Origin of the sequence: Lutibacter sp. B1 (assembly GCF_012524075.1) — a bacterium.
Classification (GTDB): Bacteria; Bacteroidota; Bacteroidia; order Flavobacteriales; family Flavobacteriaceae; genus Lutibacter.
Window position 1 is genome coordinate 16,451 of the sequence record NZ_JAAZUI010000028.1, and the last position, 17,779, is coordinate 34,229.

Here is a 17,779-nt window from a genome sequence, read left to right on the forward strand (position 1 = left end):
TTTTAAAGAAATATAAATTCCATTCATCGATAGATAAAAGCCTTTCGTCTACACTTAAATGGGTTTTTGACTAAATTTTAAGTAGTTTTCTGGTGTTAACAACTACTTTTAGCTAAGAATTTAAAAGGTAAATTTAAAAAATGAACAATATACTTTTGATTGAGGATGACACTATTGAGGTTATGAAGTTTAAAAGAGCAATAACCACATTAAAGTTTAAGCCAAATATTATTGAAGCAAAAAACGGAGAAGAGGCTCTAATAATTTTAAAAAATAATGAAATTTTACCTAATATTATTTTGTTAGATTTAAATATGCCAAAATTAAGTGGCATTGAGTTTTTACAAATATTAAAATCTGATGAAGTTTTAAAATATATTCCTACGATTATTTTAACTACATCAAACAATTATAAAGATGTGATGGAATGTTATAGAATTGGTATTGCCGGTTACATTCTTAAACCTTTAAAATATGAAGAATATGTTTCAATAATTGATAAGATGCTATCTTATTGGAGTATCAATGAACTAATTAAAAAATAATGAAAGGTATCGTATTTACTGAATTTTTGGACTTAGTTGAAGAAAAATATGGAATTGAAACTGTTGATGAAATAATTGAAAAATCAAATTTACCTTCTAAAGGAATATACACTTCAATTGGAACGTATGATTTTTCTGAAATGTTGAGTTTATTAAAGCATTTAAGTGAGCACACAAACTTAAGTATTGATAAGTTACTATTGGTATATGCTGAACATTTTTTTAGCGTTTTGGTTAATTCTTATCCTGAGTTAATTAATCAATATATAAATCCGATTGATATGCTTTCATCAATTGAAAGTCATATTCATGTTGAGGTAAAAAAGATATATAATGATGCAGAATTACCTACATTTGAAGTACTGGAGAAGTCAGAAAATACTTTAATAATGATTTATAGATCCAGCAGAGCAATGCATTATTTTGGATTGGGATTAATGAAAAAGACATTTGAACATTTTAATTCTACGGCTACCATTAAAATGGATAAAATAAATGAAAAAGGTACTGTAGTTAAATTTATTATCAATAAAGATGTATGAGTCAAAAAGAATTTGAGATTTTAAAAAGAGCTCTTGAACGAGAACGTACAGCAAGAAAACAGGCTGAAAAAATCTTGGAAGATAAATCTAAGGAACTCTATTTAATTACTGAAAAATTAAAAGAAACCAACATTAAATTAGAGCGTTTGCTTACAGAAAAAGCATCTAAGCTTAAAGGCGTTTTTGATAATTTGGCTGACGCATATGTTCTTATGGATTTAAAGGGTAATGTTATTAATATGAATAAGCCGGCGATCGACTTATTTGGTTATAATTTAAAAGAAGAATTATTAAATGTGGTTGATATTATTTATAAGGATGATTATAAATACACCATGAATTCTTATAAGAAGTTACTAAATGAAGGTAAGTTTACTGATTATGTAGCTCGAATTTGCACAAAAAATAATGATATTCGTTTGGTTCATATAAATAGCAGTCTTGTTTACAATGTCTCTCAAGATGTAATTGGAGCTCAAGGAATTGTTAGAGACATTACAGAAGAAACAGCTATTAAAGAACTTTTAGAAGAGCAAAAACATCAGTTAAATATTATTATTGATAATTCCCCTATCGGTATTTCTTTATCAAGAATGAACAATAAAGGGTTGTTGCTGGTTAATAAGGCTTTATGTAAAATGTTAGGTTATTCGGAAGAAGAGTTAAAAGAAATACAAATTCAAGATTTAACTCATCCGGATGATCGAGAAATATCAAAATTAAAACGTGATGATTTGTTTAGGGGGAAGATAGATAGTTTTAATTTAGAAAAAAGATATATTAAAAAAAATGGAGAAACGCTTTGGGCAAAAACAAGAGTAACAGCAGTACGTAACTCGAAAGCTGAGATTAAATTTCAAGTAGCAACAATTGAAGATATTACAAATGAAAAATTAGCGAATGAAAAACTTAAAGAATCTGAAGAAAGACTCGCAACATTAATCCTTAATTTAGATAGCGGTATATTTTTAGAAGACGAGAATAATATTGCAGTTCTTGCAAACAAAAAAGTGTGTGAATTATTTTACTTACAAATTTCACCGGAAGAAGTTATTGGAAAAGACTTTTCTAACGTTGCTGAAGAATTTAAAGATCATTTTGAAAATCCTGAAGAATTTGTTGCCAGATACAACACTATTATAAAAAACAGAGAAATTGTTATAGGTGATGAGTTAAGAATGGCTGATGGTAAAATTTTAGAACGTAATTATATTCCAATATTTAAAGATAAAGTATTTAAAGGTCATTTGTGGAGTTTTAATGATGTTACTTTAAGAAGGAAATATAGGAAAAGCTTAGAATCTCAAAAGCAAAAGTATAGCAATATTATTGCCAATATGAATTTAGGATTAATTGAAGTTGATAATGATGACAATATCTTAATGGTAAATCAAAGTTTTACTAAAATGACTGGTTATTCTGAAGAGGAGTTAATTGGAAAAAGAGGAAGAGATATCCTACCTGTTGAAGAAGATAAAAAACTAATAAAACTAAAAGGAAAAGAACGTGAAAAAGGGAAATCAGATTCTTTTGAGTTGCGTATAATAAACAAAAAAGGAGAAATAAGATATTGGTTAGTTAGTGGAGCTCCAAATTATAATATAAACGGACAAATTTTAGGGTCAATAGGTATAAATTTAGATATTACAGATTTAAAAAGCTTAGAGTTACAGAAGGAAGACTTACTCAAAAAATTAGAAAAAAGTAATGAAGAGTTACAAGAGTATGCACATATAGTATCTCACGATTTAAAATCACCTTTAAGAAGTATTTATGCATTGGTTAGCTGGTTAAAAGAAGATAATTATGAGAAATTTGATGAAAATAGTTTAAATAATCTTTCATTAATAGAAGGAACATTAGAAAAAATGGAACATTTAATTTCTGATATTTTAAGTTACTCCAGTGTAACACCTGAAACTTTTCAAAAACAAAATGTAGACGTTAATGTTGTTATTGAAGATATAAAAAACATAGTGCACGTTCCAAACCACATATCATTAAAAGTTTTGAATAATTTACCTGTAATTAAAGGAGATAAAATAAGGATACAGCAATTGTTTCAAAATTTAATAAGTAATTCTATACGGTACATAGACAAAGAGAACGGATTGATAGAGATTGATGTAGTTGATCAGAAATCCTTTTTTAAATTTTCAGTTAAAGATAATGGAATAGGAATTAAAAAGGAATATCATAACAAAATATTTAAAATATTTCATTCATTAAACTTAAGTAAAGATTCAACAGGAATAGGTCTTTCAATTGTAAAAAAGATTGTAGATATGTATAAAGGTGAAATTTGGTTGGAAAGCGAAGTAGGTAAAGGAACTACTTTTTATTTTACGCTTAAAAAAGATTAAAAATGGAAAAGCCTAATTTAACATATATTCATAATTTATCAGGAGGAGATAAAGAGTTTAAAAAAAAAATTATTTCAATTATAAAAGAAGAATATCCTGAAGAAATAAACGAATATTATACTAATTTTAATTTAAAGAACTACTCAATAGCAGCAACAAATGTTCATAAACTTAAACATAAAATTAGTATATTAGGCCTTGAAGAAAGTTATGAAATTGCTGCGGAATATGAAAATAATCTAAAAGAGGGTAATAGTATCCTAAGTGATAAATTTGAAATAATTCTGCAAAATATAACTGATTATTTAATAACACTTTAGTTTATTTTATGAAATGTATAATTATAGATGATGAGGCAACTGCCAGAACAATAATCCGTCAATTATGTTTAAGTGCTAATAATTTGAATGTTGTTGAAGAATTTCCAAATGCTATACAAGCCATAAAATATTTGAATAAAAATCAGGTAGACCTTATTTTTTTAGATATTCATATGCCTGATTTTACAGGATTCGATTTTATTGAAACGCTAAAAACTCCACCAAAAATAATTATTACTACATCAGATAGAAATTTAGCAATTGAAGCTTTTGAATATGATTGTATTGTAGATTTTCTTGTAAAACCAATAGAGTTACCAAGATTTTTAAAGGCCATAAAAAAGGTTGAAAAAACACTTTCAAAAAAACAAATTGAAAGCACTTCAGTTAATGAAGAAAAATCAGATCACGAATTATATGTTAATATTGATAGGCGATTAATTAAAATAGATATTCCCAGTATTTATTTAATTGAAGCAAAAGGTGATTATATTCAAGTTAAAACTGAAACTAAAAATTATATAGTACATTCTACATTAAAAAAGATTGAAGATAAATTACCGGAAAACTCGTTTTTAAAAGTACACAGATCTTATATTATCAATATTAAGAAGATAATTGATATAGAAGATAACAGTGTGTTAATAAAGAAAGATATTATTCCGGTTAGTCGTTCAAACAGACCTGAATTAATGAAAAGACTAAATTTACTGTAATCACTTATCTACATTAAAATTCCATTTAACGATACTATTTTTAGTACCAACGAATAAATTTAAAGACACTGCTTCCAATTCATAGTTTTGATTAATTATTAAATAATCATACTATGAAAACATTAGCATTCAAATTGTTCTTTACTATTATAATCATTACTCTTTTAGTTTCGTGTTCAACCGATGATGATGGAATTTATTTAAAAGAAGAGAACATGCAATTTAAAGATGTTCATTTGTCATATTCTGAGTTCGAACTTGACATATTGAATGAAATTAATGAATATAGAGAGTCTAAAGGATTGAGTACATTAGAAATATTAAATATAGTTTCTACAGAAGCAATTAGCCATACAAAATATATGATTGAATTAGATGAAATTAATCATGATAATTTTTCGATAAGAACAAATAATCTTATGAAAAATGCATCTGCGAAAACGGTTGGAGAAAATGTTGCTTATGGCTATTCAACAGCTAAAGGTGTATTAAATGGATGGTTAAATAGTGAAAGTCATAGAAAAATAATAGAAAATAACTCATTTACACATTTTGGGATATCAGTTTTAAAAAATAATAACGACCGATATTACTATACTAATATTTTTATTAAAAGATAGTTATACATTTTATATAGTAATTAAGCCTCACTTTAAATAAGTTGAGGTTTTTTTATTTGGATAAAGGTGTTGTATGGATTTTAAAATTAAGCTATTAGAGCTTCTTTGAGACAAATAGTTAAGTACAAATATTAAGTATTTGGATTATAATTTATAGATAATTAAAATTTAGTTTATGCTAAAATAGCTTCAATTCATCTATACTAAAATGTCGCTTAACGAAAATTAAAATTAATTTTTAAGGTCTAATATACATTTGCTGTATTATTAATTATAAAACTTTATTAATCTAAAAATTTAATTTATTATGAAAAAAATTAATTTATTTACAGCTATGCTTGCCTTTGTATTTATTCAAAATGTAAGCGCACAAGACAACAACGACACTAACATTGCATCGCATCAATTAGATGTAAACGTGCCTGAAGTAGCTATCTTAGATATTTATGATGCAAATACAGGCTTTGAAGCAGGTCCTATTATGATGGATATGACAAATGTTACATTGGCTGGTACAAATGCAGAAGCAGGTTTATATGCTTTTCAAGATATGAGCTATGGAAACTTATTCCTTAATTACACAAGTGTAACAGGGCAAAGTGGTTCTGGTTTTGATGTAACAAGACAAATTGATGTTCAATTTGAAGCAGGAAGTACATTTCCGGGAAGCTTAGATTTAAGAATTACTCCTGAAGCACCGGTAATTGTAGCAAATGGAGGTACTGCAAACTCAGCAGGTACAGTTACTGCTGGTGGTGTAGCATTAGGAGCAACAACTCCCGTAGGTACCGATGCTTTATTGGTGAGTAGTATAGAGAGTGTTTATACCGGAGATGAAAGTAATGGTGTTAAATTAACATATACTTTAGAACAAAACGGAAATTTTGCAAGTTACCAAGCCGGTCTTTACCAAGCTACAGTTAGATATACTCTATCTGATCTATAATAGTTAGTTAATTATTCAAGTTAAAAAAAGGTTCTTTATTTGAATAAAGAACCTTTTTTTAATGATAGTTTCCTTTATAAGAAGGAAAATTCAATTTCTTTATTTATCACTTCACCAATTTTTATGTCAATCATAAATTAAAGGGAAGTTTACTTTATACTTTTTCGACTAATAGCTTTAAAGAAATCTAAATACCATTGGTCTATAGTAAATAGCAGCCTACCGAAAAACAGCGGAAAAATCTTCATTTAACATCTAGATTTGAAATATATCAAATTAAAAAAAGTAAAAGTTTAATTCAAAAAACAGTAAAATGAAAATCAAATTATTAATAATAGTATTCTTTACAATCTTTGTAAACTCATTGTATTCCAATGTTGCAATTACTAATGGATTAACACACATATACTCTGGTTCTTCAGGAGATGTTATATCAGGAGAAGTAATTTTAGTGAATGGTTCTACTGAAGAGCAGTATATAACATTTGAGTTAAATGATGCAATTTTTTCTTGTACAACTAACAGAATATTTACTAAAGAATATACTCATCCACAATCATCAATTAATTGGTTTGAAAGCAATATAACAGATAAAGTACTTGCTCCAAAAGAAAGGTATGTATACAGGTTTACTATTAAAATACCAAAAGATAAAACATTAAGAGGGTCTTATTGGTCAGCACTAATGGTTCATTTAGAAAACCCAATTAGAGAAGATTCAATTAATGGAAATATTGGTTTAGATTCTAAAATTACTTATGCTGTAGGGTTATTAACTCATGTAAACACATTTGATGAACTAAACATCAATTTTAAGGATATTACTATTAGTGAAAATGAAAACAGTAATAAAAAACAACTTGAAGTAAAATTAATTAACAAAAGTTTATTTATAGAAGGAGTGCGTTTATCCCTAGAGATTTATGATAAGAATGGTACTAAAATCTATGAAGCTGTAACTGATAGAAATATGACTTTTCCCGGTTTTTGCAGAGATTACAAAATAGATATTTCCGAACTAATTTCCGGAGAATATGACTGTGTTTTAATAGCAGATTCAAGAGAAGAATTTGTAGGAACCAATATTAGCTTAACTATAAAATAAGCTATAACAAAAAGTAATCTCCTATTCAATAAAAATTTAATATCATGAAAAAAGCATTAAAATACATCTATTTTCTTTTTATTATTTTTCAAGGTTGTGCCAAAGATATGCCGCATGATGATTTTGATGTATTAAGATTGTCAAATGAAGCTGAAAATAGTATAGAATTACATCCAATTAAAAATATCAATTCAACCGATTCTATTTCATTTGGATTGATAGAATTAGGAGAGGTTACTAATGAAGGAAAAAAGAAATTTACAGTAAGTCAAATTGAGCTTAAATCTGATTCTATCTATATTGGTAATAACGAGTTAAATAAAATGGATATGGTTTTAACAAAAAAGTACGATACGTTACTAAATATAATAAATGCAGTTGCTACAAGAGTAGTTGATATTAAAGAAAAAAATAATAAAACGAAAATCATTGGATTTTCACCGGTAAAAAATACAAATGCGTTACCTGAAGTAAAAAAAGCAACGTTAATAAGTTCGAAATCTAATTATGGAGAGTTAAAATTAGTATCTCAAAATGAAAATTTTAATACTGATGGCACAAAACAAGACATTATGAATAATGAAGAGGTTGTTATACCTACTGTTATTTTAGATGAAGTTTTAATAAAAGCTACGTCAAAAAAAGCAAACTCATCAAATTTGATGATTAAAAATAAAGACAGTGTTAAAGTAACCAGTATTGTTTTAAAATCGGAGCAACAAAAAACCAATAGCACAAGAAGTGAAAGTTCTACAGACTCTATAAAGATAATTAATACTGAAAATTCAAATAAAGTATTGTTGAATGTTTTAGAAAAAAATAAATTAAAAGTTAAAGAAAATAGTGTTTATAATTTCAATTTAAAGGTATTAAGCAAAAATAAAAGGTATGAAGTAAATAAAAGGCATACTCTTTTAGTAGAAGTAGAAAATGAAAGTGCTGAAACTAGCTTTGTTAAATTAGATGTTTTATTTCCGGAAGGTTGGAGTATAATATCTGTTAGCACAATAAATTCTTTTAAAAAGAACGAAAAAAAGATAGCTTATATAAGTTTTTACATACCGTCTAATACTAAACCGGGAAAAATTCCTGCTACTATAGAAATTAAAGATGTATATAGTAAAACAATACAGTCGGTTGAAGTAATGTTTAATGTTGCAGAAAATTATGATTTAGATGTGTATAATATTTATACCCCTCAAAATTTAAGAGCAGGCGAGTTAATTAGAACAGCATATGCAATTAAAAATAATGGGAATATTGAGCAGAAAATTAATTTGAAATCAAAAAATATAATTGATGGAGAAAATATATTGAATATAGCGCCAGATTCTACAATTATTGTGAATTTAACACAAAAAACGGATGCAAAAACATACTATTTTAGAAGTATAGGTACAGGTTTAGAAGTGTACAGTAATACCTCTGGAGAAACTTACAGATCATATAATAGTGTTGAAGTTTTTCCTTCAAAAATAAAACAAAAAGATGCATTTTTCAGGTATCCCGTGAGAGCCAGTTTGTATTATAATAGCTATACCAATAAAAAAGATCATTTTTCCACAATGTCGGCTGAAGTTTCAGGTGATGGGTATTTAGATTTAGATAAAAATCATTATTTGAATTTCATTATAAGAGGTCCTAAACAAGAGAATCTTAAACGATTTGGTGTTGCAGATCAATATAGCTTAATTTATAAATATAAAGATGAAACTATTTTATATTTAGGAGACCATAGCTATGAGATTGATAGATTAGGGTTTAATAGTAGATATGGAATGGGTTTTAGATTAATTCAGAATGTTAAAAACTGGACATTATCTGCCTTTTATTCTAAGCCAAGATTATATAAATTTAATTCAGAGCCAATTTATGGTGTAAAAGCAGATTATTACGTTACAGATTCTTTAAGTACAGGAGTTTCATTAACCAGATCTAAAGGGTTTTCTCAATTTACAAATCAGAATATTAATGAAAATCCCAATGAAGAAGGGCAAATTTTAACATTTAATGTTGATTATAGAAATAGAAATACACTTATTAAAGGTGAATCATCTGTAAGTTTAACAAATGAAAATATTGATGTTGCTAACTATATTAACCTTACACAAAAGTTTAAAAACTTAACATATAATGGAAGTTTAACTATTGCCGGTAAAAATTATTTTGGAACATTAACCAATAGTTTTCAATATACTAATAATTTAAATTACGCAGTAAATAAATGGAATTTTGGGCTTGGGCAATCATTATACAAAGTAAACCAAAGATTGGATCCGTTATTTTATGCAGCAGAGCCTTATTTTGAAAATTATTATGGGTATGTAGGATACCGTTTTAATCAGTATCATAAAGTTAACTTTAGGTTTGACAGAAGAGAAAGAGAAGATAAATTAGAACCTAAAAATTATCATTATAAAGAGTATGGTTTAAACTATAGTTATTCTTACAGCAGCAATACATTTTTTGCCAATTTTAATGGTAGAATTGCTAAAACAAGAAATTTATTAAGTGATTTTGCCGACTATAATAATACGTATGCACATAACTTAAGTATGTCATACAGATTCTCAAATAGTTTAAGGTTAAGAGGTAATATAAACCACAATTATAGTAATCGTTATGGAAGTTCAAATACAAATTTGAATTACGTGAGGTATAGTGCTGGCGTTAATTATAATTTTAGTAATAATTTACGTTTAAATACAACTTATAATAGTGGTTTTAGTCCTGAAGATACGTATTTAAAAAGAGATTATATAAGTGCCAATTTAATGGCAAAACTTAATAAAAATCATTTATTTGAAGTACGTTCAAATTATTTTGAAACTCCGGGAACTGTTAATAAAAAGGAATTATTGGTTTATGGTAAATACACGTATTCTTTTGGTGTTCCTATTAAAAAAATTGCAGAGCAAGGAGGTATCGATGGTTATGTGTTTTCATTAGATAAAACTATTGATATTAAGAAAATAAAAATTATTGCTGAAGGGAAAACCGTATTAACAGATAAAAATGGCAAGTTCGAATTAAATAACCTGTCATTAGGTAAAAATTATATTTTGATTGATGAATCCACTTTGCCAATTGATGTTGTTGCATCAACTAAAATTCCTTTTGAAGTAAAAATAGAAGAAGGAAATAAAGTGCAATTAGATATAGAATTAGTTAGATCGACTAGAATATATGGAATTATTGATTTGGGAAATAACCAGTTAAATAAATACAATTTACAAGGTTATATAAAATTAGAGAATGATAATTTCACATATTATACAGAATCAAATAGTAAGGGTGAGTTCCAGTTTAAAAAAATTGTTCCTGGAACATATAAGTTAACATTGATAAGATTGAGAGAAAACAATAAATTATTTGATATTGAAAATAATGTACAAGTAATTGCAAAAGCAGGAGAAAAAAGTGATGTTAAAGTAAACGTGAAAATAAAAACCAGAAAAATAAAATTTAATAATAAGAACTTTAAAGTAGGTCAATAATGAAATATACATTTAAATATTTAATTTTAGTAGTATTTGTTATTACTACGTATAACAATTTTGCTCAAGAAACCATCAATGCTTATGATCCTAACTCATTTATTTTGGGAGGAGACCAAAAGTCAGTTCCGGCAACTGTTAATCTTTTACCGGTAGCTATAATTGATGTTGAGCCTGATCCTTTTAGTGCCAATACAGGTTCAGGAACTGTAATTTCTGCTGAAGCAGGCTTGCCTGTAACTTCTGGTGCTGCAGCCGATCTTGATAATATATGGCTGAATTTCACTCAAAGGTCGAACAATTATCAACCTTCGAGAATATATGTTTCAACAAATCAACCTGTTCCGGCGGGGATGACTATAAAAGTTGAAATTGAGATTGGAAATTATGGAGTTGAAGGTGATTTTCCTGCAAATCCAAGATATGGACAAATTACACTTAGTCAGGCTGAAGAAATCATTGTTTATGATTTTGCCAGCGGTTATACCGGTGATGGTGTAAACAATGGATATCACCTAATTTATACCATTGAAAACCCTGGAAGTGTTTCACTGCCAGATGGTTTTGAAGTACAATATCGAATTAAATAAATAATTTTTTTTAAAACTTACAGTAATGAAAAAGTATACTCTTATAACAATATTTTTAATTAACACTTATTTAAGTTTCGGACAAATATTACCTGGAACCTTAGATGTTTCTGGTTTTCCAAACATATCACAAACAATTAATGATTTAGTTTCTGAAGCAGGATTAGATGATACTTCTGTAGGGTTTGAAAGTAACTTTGATACAAATCTAATTACTTTTACGTTAGATCCTACAATTTTGATGGGTATAACGGCTGCTTCAACCGAACAAAATTGTGATGCAAATGTTTTTAGATATTCAGTATACATGTACACATCGTATGTTCCGGACGGATTTATAATTGAGGCAAAAACAACATTTGATAGTGGTTTTGGACTGCCTGCTGTAAGTACCTACGATACATTGCCTATACAACCTTTAGGTCCTAGAGGTTTAACTCCTGAAAATGGCGGAAATTATATTACAATACCCAGAGATGGAGCGTCTGCAATTAAGGTTTTTGAATTTGTTGGTTGTAGGGAAGATATTCCCATTCAATTTAGAATTAAGCCTAGCGTTAAAGTTGTAGGAGGAAATCCTGTAAACTTTGATGTATACTATACTGTTGTAGGAAGTTTGAATTAAAATTAAGAAAGTATGAAAAGAGGTGTAATTATAACTCAACCTTTAAATTTTTTATCTAATGATATTTTGTTCTGTTTGATAGAAAACACAACCCTTTATAATTATCATTTATGTATTGTTAGGAGTACACATAATTCAGAAAGTTTATTTAAAACATTAGAAAGAAAAGCAAAAGACAGTAGCGTAAGTATAAGTGTTATTAATAACAATAATAATAACGTATCTCAAGTAAAAGCAGCCTCAAGATATTTAAAGTCTAGAGATGATATTGAAAGTGTTTTAGTTTTAAATAAGAAAAAGATGTCTTTAATTGCCAATTTTGAGTCGTTTTTAACATTATTAAAATAAACAATTACTCTACTAAAAGGGTTCGTTTTACATCTTAAAAAGGTAAAAAACAAGCCTTTTTTACGGCAGCAACTATGTTCAGTAATTTTTAATTTTTTTTTCATTTTAGATATTAAATATAAGTGCTAAAAACTTACATTTAATGTTTGATTTCGATCAATTGATAATTCACTAAAATGATATAAATAAAAAATTTAAAATTATGTTTATACTAATGGTTATTGTGTTTGTTCTTGGATACATTTTTATTGCATTAGAACATCCTTTAAAAATTGATAAAGCTGCTGCTGCTTTAATAATAGGCACATTATGCTGGGTAGTTTATATGTTTGGAGCTGAACAGATATTAAATCTGGGATTCAGCCCGTCTTGGGAAGCGTTTTCCAAAAATAAAGAATTGGGAGACATTGTTGAGACAATCCATGAGTTTATAGTGGAGCATGAAATTATTTATCATTTAGGAGATACAGCAGAGATATTATTCTTTTTGCTTGGAGCGATGACTATAGTTGAAATGGTTGACAGGCATGACGGATTTAAAATTATTACTGATAAAATAAAAACAACCAATAAAATAAAATTACTTTGGATTATCAGTTTTTTGACCTTCTTCATGTCAGCTTTGTTGGATAATTTGACAACAACTATTGTAATGATTGCTTTACTTCGAAAACTTATTGAAGATAAAAAAACGCGTTGGACATTTGCCAGTATAGTTGTAATAGCTGCAAATGCAGGAGGTGCTTGGTCTCCAATTGGAGATGTAACAACTATTATGTTGTGGATTGGAGGTCAAATTACAGCAGCTAAAATAATTTTAGGAGTATTTCTTCCCAGCTTGGCAAATATGGTGGTACCATTAATTGTTTTAAGTATTACCATGAAAGGAAAAACAATAGAGCGTCCAATTACAGACGAGAACGAAAATTCATTAACTTCTCCATTTGAAAGAATTTTTATGTTAGTTTTGGGAGTAGGAGGATTGTTATTTGTACCATTGTTTAAAACAGTTACACATTTACCTCCTTACATGGGAATGCTACTTTCTTTAGGTATTATATGGGCTGTTTCTGAAATTTTGCACAGAAATAAATCCAACGATATTAAAGATCAATTGCGTGTATCTGCCATACTTCAGAAAATAGATATTTCTACAATCTTGTTTTTTTTAGGAATTCTTATGGCTGTTGCTTCTTTACAATCTGCAGGACAGCTTAATATTATGTCACATTATTTAAAAGATGAATTGGGTAATGTGTATTTAATAGCTTTGGCAATTGGGGTATTGTCTGCAATTGTTGATAATGTTCCATTAGTAGCCGGTGCAATGGGAATGTATCCTATAGCAGATCAAGGTGCAACAGATTTTTTAAGTTTCTTTGTTCAAGATGGGCGTTTTTGGGAATTTTTAGCATATACTGCAGGTACAGGTGGCAGTATTTTAATTATTGGTTCTGCTGCGGGTGTTGCTGCTATGGGTTTAGAAAAAATCGATTTTATTTGGTATCTCAAAAAAATATCAATATTGGCTGTTATTGGTTATTTAGCCGGTGCTGCACTCTATTACATTGGGTTGTAATTTTATGTAGAAATATTTTTTATTATAAAAATTAACTTGGTGTTTAAGTTGTAGTTGTAGAAGAATTACATTAACTTGGATTTATGTAATTTTCATGAAATACCCATAATTGAACTTATTTCATCAAATAAATCCTTAGGAATATTATTAGTTTCTAAAACAGGAATTTTTAGTTTTTCTGCTATTGGTTTAAAAGTATTTTTATCGGCTGTTAAAACAACATCTAATTTTTTGATTGATTTTGCTGATGCTGCAATTTTCAAATCATCAATTATCCAATTTCGGATATTTACAATATCATTAGGCTTTATTGTGTTTTTTTGAATATGAGAAATAAATTGATTTACACTATAATCAGGTAAGTATTCACGTACGTTTTGAGATATTTTAGATGCTATATTTTTAGAGAAATCTACAAATGTTATTCCTGATGAATTAAAAAAATAAAATATTGCATTAACCATATTTTCACTATCATTTCTCGTCATTTCAGAAATGGTAACAGCTGAAATATAAAACATATATTTTTTACCTGTTTGTTTAGTTACCTCATTAAAATAATTAAATAATTTTTGAGTATTCTCAACTCTTTTTTTAACAAGCTCATTCTTTTTTAGATTCTCAGAATTTGCTAGTAAATCAAATATTACAGAAGTGTCTAAAAAAATATGTTCCCACTTATCAATTGGAGTTATCATAGCTTATCCTTTAAAGTATTTGTCTTTATATTTTTCAATAATTTCATCTCCAAACTTTTTTCTTATTTCAGTTGCAGTATCTATAAAATTATTATCATTTGGGACTTCAAAACTTTCTAATTCAGCACTTTTAATTTCATCATCATCCATACTTATTTTTTTATTAATGAAAAATATTAATTCTTTTTCTTTAAAGTATTTAGCTAATTTTTTTTCTTGACTAAAACTAATCTCAATATCAAAATTAAACCCAGCAACGTGAATTGTAGATTTCCCTTTTAGACTTCTTCCTCCAATTGAGGTTATAACTCCATTTATAGTACTAATTTGATTATAATAATCTGGTAATTTTGGCAGTTCAATTTTTTGAAATTCAACTTTAAAAGACTGAGTATCATTGTATGCTTGTAAAGTTAAATTATCTCCTAAGATAGTTTTTATTTTTTGAGCATAACTTCTTTGATTTGAATTTAACCCTGTATAATCATTAGTGCTAATTTTTCTGTGAACAACAATTAGGCTTTCTTGAACAACCTCACTATTTGTAGTTAAGTTTAGTGCATAACAATTTCCTCTAATTTCACTTAAGACTAATTTATCATCTCTTTGTAAAGACACTGCTTTTGATAATGACGTAAGTAATTCAGATAATGTGCCGATTGAAATACCATTTTCAGCAGTAAGTGAATGATTGTCATCATCGAATCTCAAAGTGAAATTATATCGTGTCATTTTGAATAAATCGAATTTTATATCACAAATATAATTAAAAAACTGCATACAAAATTTTACAAAAAGAATTGTTCAATTTTATTTCTCTCTATATACAAAATAATAGTTTTAAGGAAAATTAGATATACCAATTCTAAACGTTCCTTATATTTCTGATATTAAAAACAGTTGAACGATTAAAAAGGTTTATTCACCGATAGAAATTGTTTTATCAACTAAAAATTTAATAGCAGTTTTTTTTAAAAGAGTATTTTTACTTCATAAATATTCAGTAAGTGAAATTTAGTTGATTTAACTTATTTGATTTGGTAATTATTAGGCTTATTCTTTAAACCCCAATAAATTTAAATTTAGAAGAATAAGCCTTTTATTATATCATATTTTTCTGACTTTTATAAAAAGCATCGGCTTGTAATTGCATAATTTCGCGTGCTTTTTGTTTTTTGTAGTTGTATAACTCTTCTTCTTCGGCCAATTCATTATAAATAGCTTCGTTTATAGCAGTATCGGTACTTAATATTTTTGAACGCTGATGTTCTTTTTGGGTAACCCAAACTTTTACTGAATTTTCAATATCCTGAAGTTTTAAATCGTATTCACTTCTGGGTGCAATTATTTTGGCGAAAATAGGCGAGGTTTCTATGGCTAAAAACAATAGAAAAATGAAAAATGAAGGTAACCAAGGTAATTCTTCAAGCGCATTTATTCGAGCCATTAATCCGTCAAAACCATCAATTATTGGTTGAGATGTGGATATTTGTTCATTTTGAAGATTTGTTAAAGTTGAAATTTGATTTTCTTTTTCTGTGATTTTGGCTTTGTTCTCCGTTTTTAAGTTTTGTAATTCGGTTAAAGCGGCATCGTGTTTTTCGCGTTTTTCTTTATAAACAGGTCCTTTTCCAATGAGTTTAGTTCCTTTTCTGCCTTCGGCTTCTGCAATATAGGTTTCGTACAAAGCATTTGTTTCGGTTTCTTTAGTGTCAATTTCTTGTTTTAACTGATTAATTTCTGTTTGAAGTGAATTTATTTCAGGTGAATATTGATTGGCAATTAGATTTTTATTTGCCAGCGTTAAATTGTTTTTTTGAGTTAACAACACTTGGTCAATTTCTTTTTCAAATATTTTAAGTTCCAATGGTTTAGAAATTACTACAGCAATAATAATTGCTAAAATTATTCGAGGAGTTGCCTGCCAAACTTCTTTCCATTTATGGTCTGTTTTTTTGATGGTTGAAACTATAAAACGATCTAAATTGAAGATTAACAAACCCCAAACTAGTCCAAAAAATATAGCTGTATAATAATTATCAAAAACGGTAAAAAGTGCATAGCTTGAAGCAATAAAAGCCATAACTGCTGTAAAAAATACGGTACCTCCTATACCGGCAAATTTTGTTTGTTAGGCTTTTGAGCTGTTTTGTAAAATATCGACATCTGCGCCGGAGCACATCCAAAAGAATTGTTTAAGCATAACATAGTAGTTTGTTATGCAAATAACGTAAAATTCTAAAAATTATTATCTTAAAGTATTCTTAAATGAGGTTGTTATTGTTATTTAACTTGTTGTATCAATATTTATTGCGTTAGGGATTGCAGTGAAAAGCCCACAGCATTAGCGAGGACTTGTAACGAAAAGCCCGACCGAAGGTAACGCCCAAATACAATTGATTTTTACTTTGAGTTGTGATACCTGTTTTTTAAATGTACTTTTGCCGCAAATTAAAATGAGGTTATGAATGTTATAAAGGAATTACAAGAGCGTAGTGGGTCTAAATGTGAATTGTGTAATGCTACGGAAAATTTAGGTGTGTTTGAAGTGCCGTCAACGAGTGATGGCAGTGCAGAGCAATGCATATTTGTTTGTAATACGTGTTTAGAGCAAGTTGAAGATGCCGATAAAGTTGATGTAAATCACTGGCGTTGTTTAAATGATACAATGTGGAGCCAGGTACCGGCAGTTCAGGTAATGGTTTGGAGAATGTTAACAAGGCTTAGAGCCGAAGGATGGCCACAAAATTTGTTGGATATGTTGTATTTGGATGATGAAACCTTGGCTTGGGCTAAAGCTACTGGAGAAGGCAAAGATAAAGAAGACGCCATAGTACACAGAGATGTGAATGGTGTTATTTTACAGGCAGGCGATAATGTGGTGTTGATTAAAGATTTAAAAGTGAAAGGATCGAGTATGGTAGCAAAACAAGGAACTGCAGTACGTAGAATTTCGTTAGATCATGAAAATGCTGAATATATTGAAGGAAAAGTTGATGGGCAACAAATTGTGATTATTACTAAATATGTAAAGAAAATATAAGTTAAAGGTTGTTAAAATAGACACTGTTTCACAAAGTGTGTAAGTTTAAAAAAGCTTGGGGTTTTGCCCAAGCTTTTTAATTTTTATACAACAATGTAAAAAGAAAGTTTTATGAGACACTGTTTCACAAAGTGTGTAAGTATAAAATATCGAGGGTTTAGCTAATTATAGCTGGACCCTTTTTTCAAATATGACAAGGAACTGATTTAGGATAATGCCCCAATTTTGGATTGGCATTGACC

Annotated in this window: 16 protein-coding genes and 1 pseudogene; 14 read left to right on the top strand and 3 right to left on the bottom strand. The window is 28.1% G+C overall.

The features are described 5' to 3' along the window. Positions 1-140 precede the first annotated feature (140 nt). From HGB55_RS13465 to nhaD, 13 genes are all read left to right on the top strand, one after another. A complete protein-coding gene (locus HGB55_RS13465) occupies positions 141-545 on the top strand; it encodes a response regulator (protein WP_168817410.1) in 405 nt (134 codons plus the stop codon). Then, the gene (locus HGB55_RS13470; protein ID WP_168817411.1) at positions 545-1,087 is read left to right on the top strand and encodes a heme NO-binding domain-containing protein; all 543 of its coding nucleotides are present in this window, start codon (positions 545-547) and stop codon (positions 1,085-1,087) included. Before HGB55_RS13465 ends, HGB55_RS13470 begins: the two co-directional genes overlap by 1 nt. Continuing rightward, positions 1,084-3,450, top strand: coding sequence for a PAS domain-containing sensor histidine kinase (locus tag HGB55_RS13475; RefSeq protein ID WP_168817413.1), 2,367 nt, complete (start codon positions 1,084-1,086; stop codon positions 3,448-3,450). Before HGB55_RS13470 ends, HGB55_RS13475 begins: the two co-directional genes overlap by 4 nt. Positions 3,451-3,452: 2 nt before the next feature. Beyond that, positions 3,453-3,770 (top strand): Hpt domain-containing protein, encoded by a 318-nt coding sequence (locus tag HGB55_RS13480; protein WP_168817415.1) that lies wholly within the window; start codon positions 3,453-3,455, stop codon positions 3,768-3,770. An 8-nt stretch (positions 3,771-3,778) separates the two neighbouring features. Continuing rightward, on the top strand, positions 3,779-4,486 hold the full coding sequence (locus HGB55_RS13485) for a LytTR family DNA-binding domain-containing protein (protein ID WP_168817417.1): 708 nt from the start codon (positions 3,779-3,781) through the stop codon (positions 4,484-4,486). Between the two features lie 113 nt (positions 4,487-4,599). Beyond that, entirely contained in the window at positions 4,600-5,106 is a 507-nt protein-coding gene (locus tag HGB55_RS13490; RefSeq protein ID WP_168817419.1) for a CAP domain-containing protein, read from the top strand. 307 nt (positions 5,107-5,413) lie between these two features. Further along, a complete protein-coding gene (locus HGB55_RS13495) occupies positions 5,414-6,052 on the top strand; it encodes a hypothetical protein (RefSeq protein ID WP_168817421.1) in 639 nt (212 codons plus the stop codon). 313 nt (positions 6,053-6,365) lie between these two features. Next, a complete protein-coding gene (locus HGB55_RS13500; protein ID WP_168817423.1) occupies positions 6,366-7,157 on the top strand; it encodes a hypothetical protein in 792 nt (263 codons plus the stop codon). A 44-nt stretch (positions 7,158-7,201) separates the two neighbouring features. After that, complete coding sequence (locus HGB55_RS13505; RefSeq protein WP_168817425.1) at positions 7,202-10,654, top strand: SpaA isopeptide-forming pilin-related protein; 3,453 nt, start codon at positions 7,202-7,204, stop codon at positions 10,652-10,654. Then, on the top strand, positions 10,654-11,244 hold the full coding sequence (locus HGB55_RS13510) for a hypothetical protein (RefSeq protein ID WP_168817427.1): 591 nt from the start codon (positions 10,654-10,656) through the stop codon (positions 11,242-11,244). The genes HGB55_RS13505 and HGB55_RS13510 overlap by 1 nt, the downstream gene beginning before the upstream one ends. A 25-nt stretch (positions 11,245-11,269) precedes the next feature. Continuing rightward, on the top strand, positions 11,270-11,869 hold the full coding sequence (locus tag HGB55_RS13515; RefSeq protein WP_168817428.1) for a hypothetical protein: 600 nt from the start codon (positions 11,270-11,272) through the stop codon (positions 11,867-11,869). Between the two features lie 12 nt (positions 11,870-11,881). Then, positions 11,882-12,217, top strand: a complete 336-nt coding sequence (locus HGB55_RS13520) for a hypothetical protein (protein ID WP_168817429.1) — start codon at positions 11,882-11,884, stop codon at positions 12,215-12,217. A gap of 202 nt (positions 12,218-12,419) precedes the next feature. Continuing rightward, positions 12,420-13,796: a sodium:proton antiporter NhaD gene (gene nhaD / locus HGB55_RS13525; RefSeq protein WP_168817430.1), complete on the top strand. Its 1,377-nt coding sequence runs from the start codon at positions 12,420-12,422 to the stop codon at positions 13,794-13,796. Positions 13,797-13,888: 92 nt separating this feature from the next. Here nhaD and HGB55_RS13530 read toward each other — a convergent pair whose 3' ends face one another. The 3 genes and pseudogenes from HGB55_RS13530 to HGB55_RS13540 form a co-directional block, all read right to left on the bottom strand. Continuing rightward, positions 13,889-14,494 (bottom strand): hypothetical protein, encoded by a 606-nt coding sequence (locus tag HGB55_RS13530; RefSeq protein ID WP_168817431.1) that lies wholly within the window; start codon positions 14,492-14,494, stop codon positions 13,889-13,891. Between the two features lie 3 nt (positions 14,495-14,497). Next, the gene (locus HGB55_RS13535) at positions 14,498-15,226 is read right to left on the bottom strand and encodes a hypothetical protein (RefSeq protein ID WP_168817432.1); all 729 of its coding nucleotides are present in this window, start codon (positions 15,224-15,226) and stop codon (positions 14,498-14,500) included. 370 nt (positions 15,227-15,596) lie between these two features. Beyond that, positions 15,597-16,697, bottom strand: a pseudogene (locus HGB55_RS13540) (DUF4407 domain-containing protein). Between the two features lie 261 nt (positions 16,698-16,958). Between HGB55_RS13540 and HGB55_RS13545 the strand changes: the two are divergent. Next, positions 16,959-17,537 (top strand): alkylphosphonate utilization protein, encoded by a 579-nt coding sequence (locus tag HGB55_RS13545; RefSeq protein ID WP_168817433.1) that lies wholly within the window; start codon positions 16,959-16,961, stop codon positions 17,535-17,537. The last annotated feature ends 242 nt before the right edge of the window (positions 17,538-17,779 follow it).

What these genes read in the sequence shown, in the direction of transcription:
- HGB55_RS13465 (WP_168817410.1), top strand. Translation starts at nt 141, where the DNA reads ATGAACAATATACTTTTGATTGAGGATGACACTATTGAGGTTATGAAG.
- HGB55_RS13470 (WP_168817411.1), top strand. Translation starts at nt 545, where the DNA reads ATGAAAGGTATCGTATTTACTGAATTTTTGGACTTAGTTGAAGAAAAA.
- HGB55_RS13475 (WP_168817413.1), top strand. Translation starts at nt 1,084, where the DNA reads ATGAGTCAAAAAGAATTTGAGATTTTAAAAAGAGCTCTTGAACGAGAA.
- HGB55_RS13480 (WP_168817415.1), top strand. Translation starts at nt 3,453, where the DNA reads ATGGAAAAGCCTAATTTAACATATATTCATAATTTATCAGGAGGAGAT.
- HGB55_RS13485 (WP_168817417.1), top strand. Translation starts at nt 3,779, where the DNA reads ATGAAATGTATAATTATAGATGATGAGGCAACTGCCAGAACAATAATC.
- HGB55_RS13490 (WP_168817419.1), top strand. Translation starts at nt 4,600, where the DNA reads ATGAAAACATTAGCATTCAAATTGTTCTTTACTATTATAATCATTACT.
- HGB55_RS13495 (WP_168817421.1), top strand. Translation starts at nt 5,414, where the DNA reads ATGAAAAAAATTAATTTATTTACAGCTATGCTTGCCTTTGTATTTATT.
- HGB55_RS13500 (WP_168817423.1), top strand. Translation starts at nt 6,366, where the DNA reads ATGAAAATCAAATTATTAATAATAGTATTCTTTACAATCTTTGTAAAC.
- HGB55_RS13505 (WP_168817425.1), top strand. Translation starts at nt 7,202, where the DNA reads ATGAAAAAAGCATTAAAATACATCTATTTTCTTTTTATTATTTTTCAA.
- HGB55_RS13510 (WP_168817427.1), top strand. Translation starts at nt 10,654, where the DNA reads ATGAAATATACATTTAAATATTTAATTTTAGTAGTATTTGTTATTACT.
- HGB55_RS13515 (WP_168817428.1), top strand. Translation starts at nt 11,270, where the DNA reads ATGAAAAAGTATACTCTTATAACAATATTTTTAATTAACACTTATTTA.
- HGB55_RS13520 (WP_168817429.1), top strand. Translation starts at nt 11,882, where the DNA reads ATGAAAAGAGGTGTAATTATAACTCAACCTTTAAATTTTTTATCTAAT.
- nhaD (WP_168817430.1), top strand. Translation starts at nt 12,420, where the DNA reads ATGTTTATACTAATGGTTATTGTGTTTGTTCTTGGATACATTTTTATT.
- HGB55_RS13530 (WP_168817431.1), bottom strand. Translation starts at nt 14,494, where the DNA reads ATGATAACTCCAATTGATAAGTGGGAACATATTTTTTTAGACACTTCT.
- HGB55_RS13535 (WP_168817432.1), bottom strand. Translation starts at nt 15,226, where the DNA reads ATGACACGATATAATTTCACTTTGAGATTCGATGATGACAATCATTCA.
- HGB55_RS13545 (WP_168817433.1), top strand. Translation starts at nt 16,959, where the DNA reads ATGAATGTTATAAAGGAATTACAAGAGCGTAGTGGGTCTAAATGTGAA.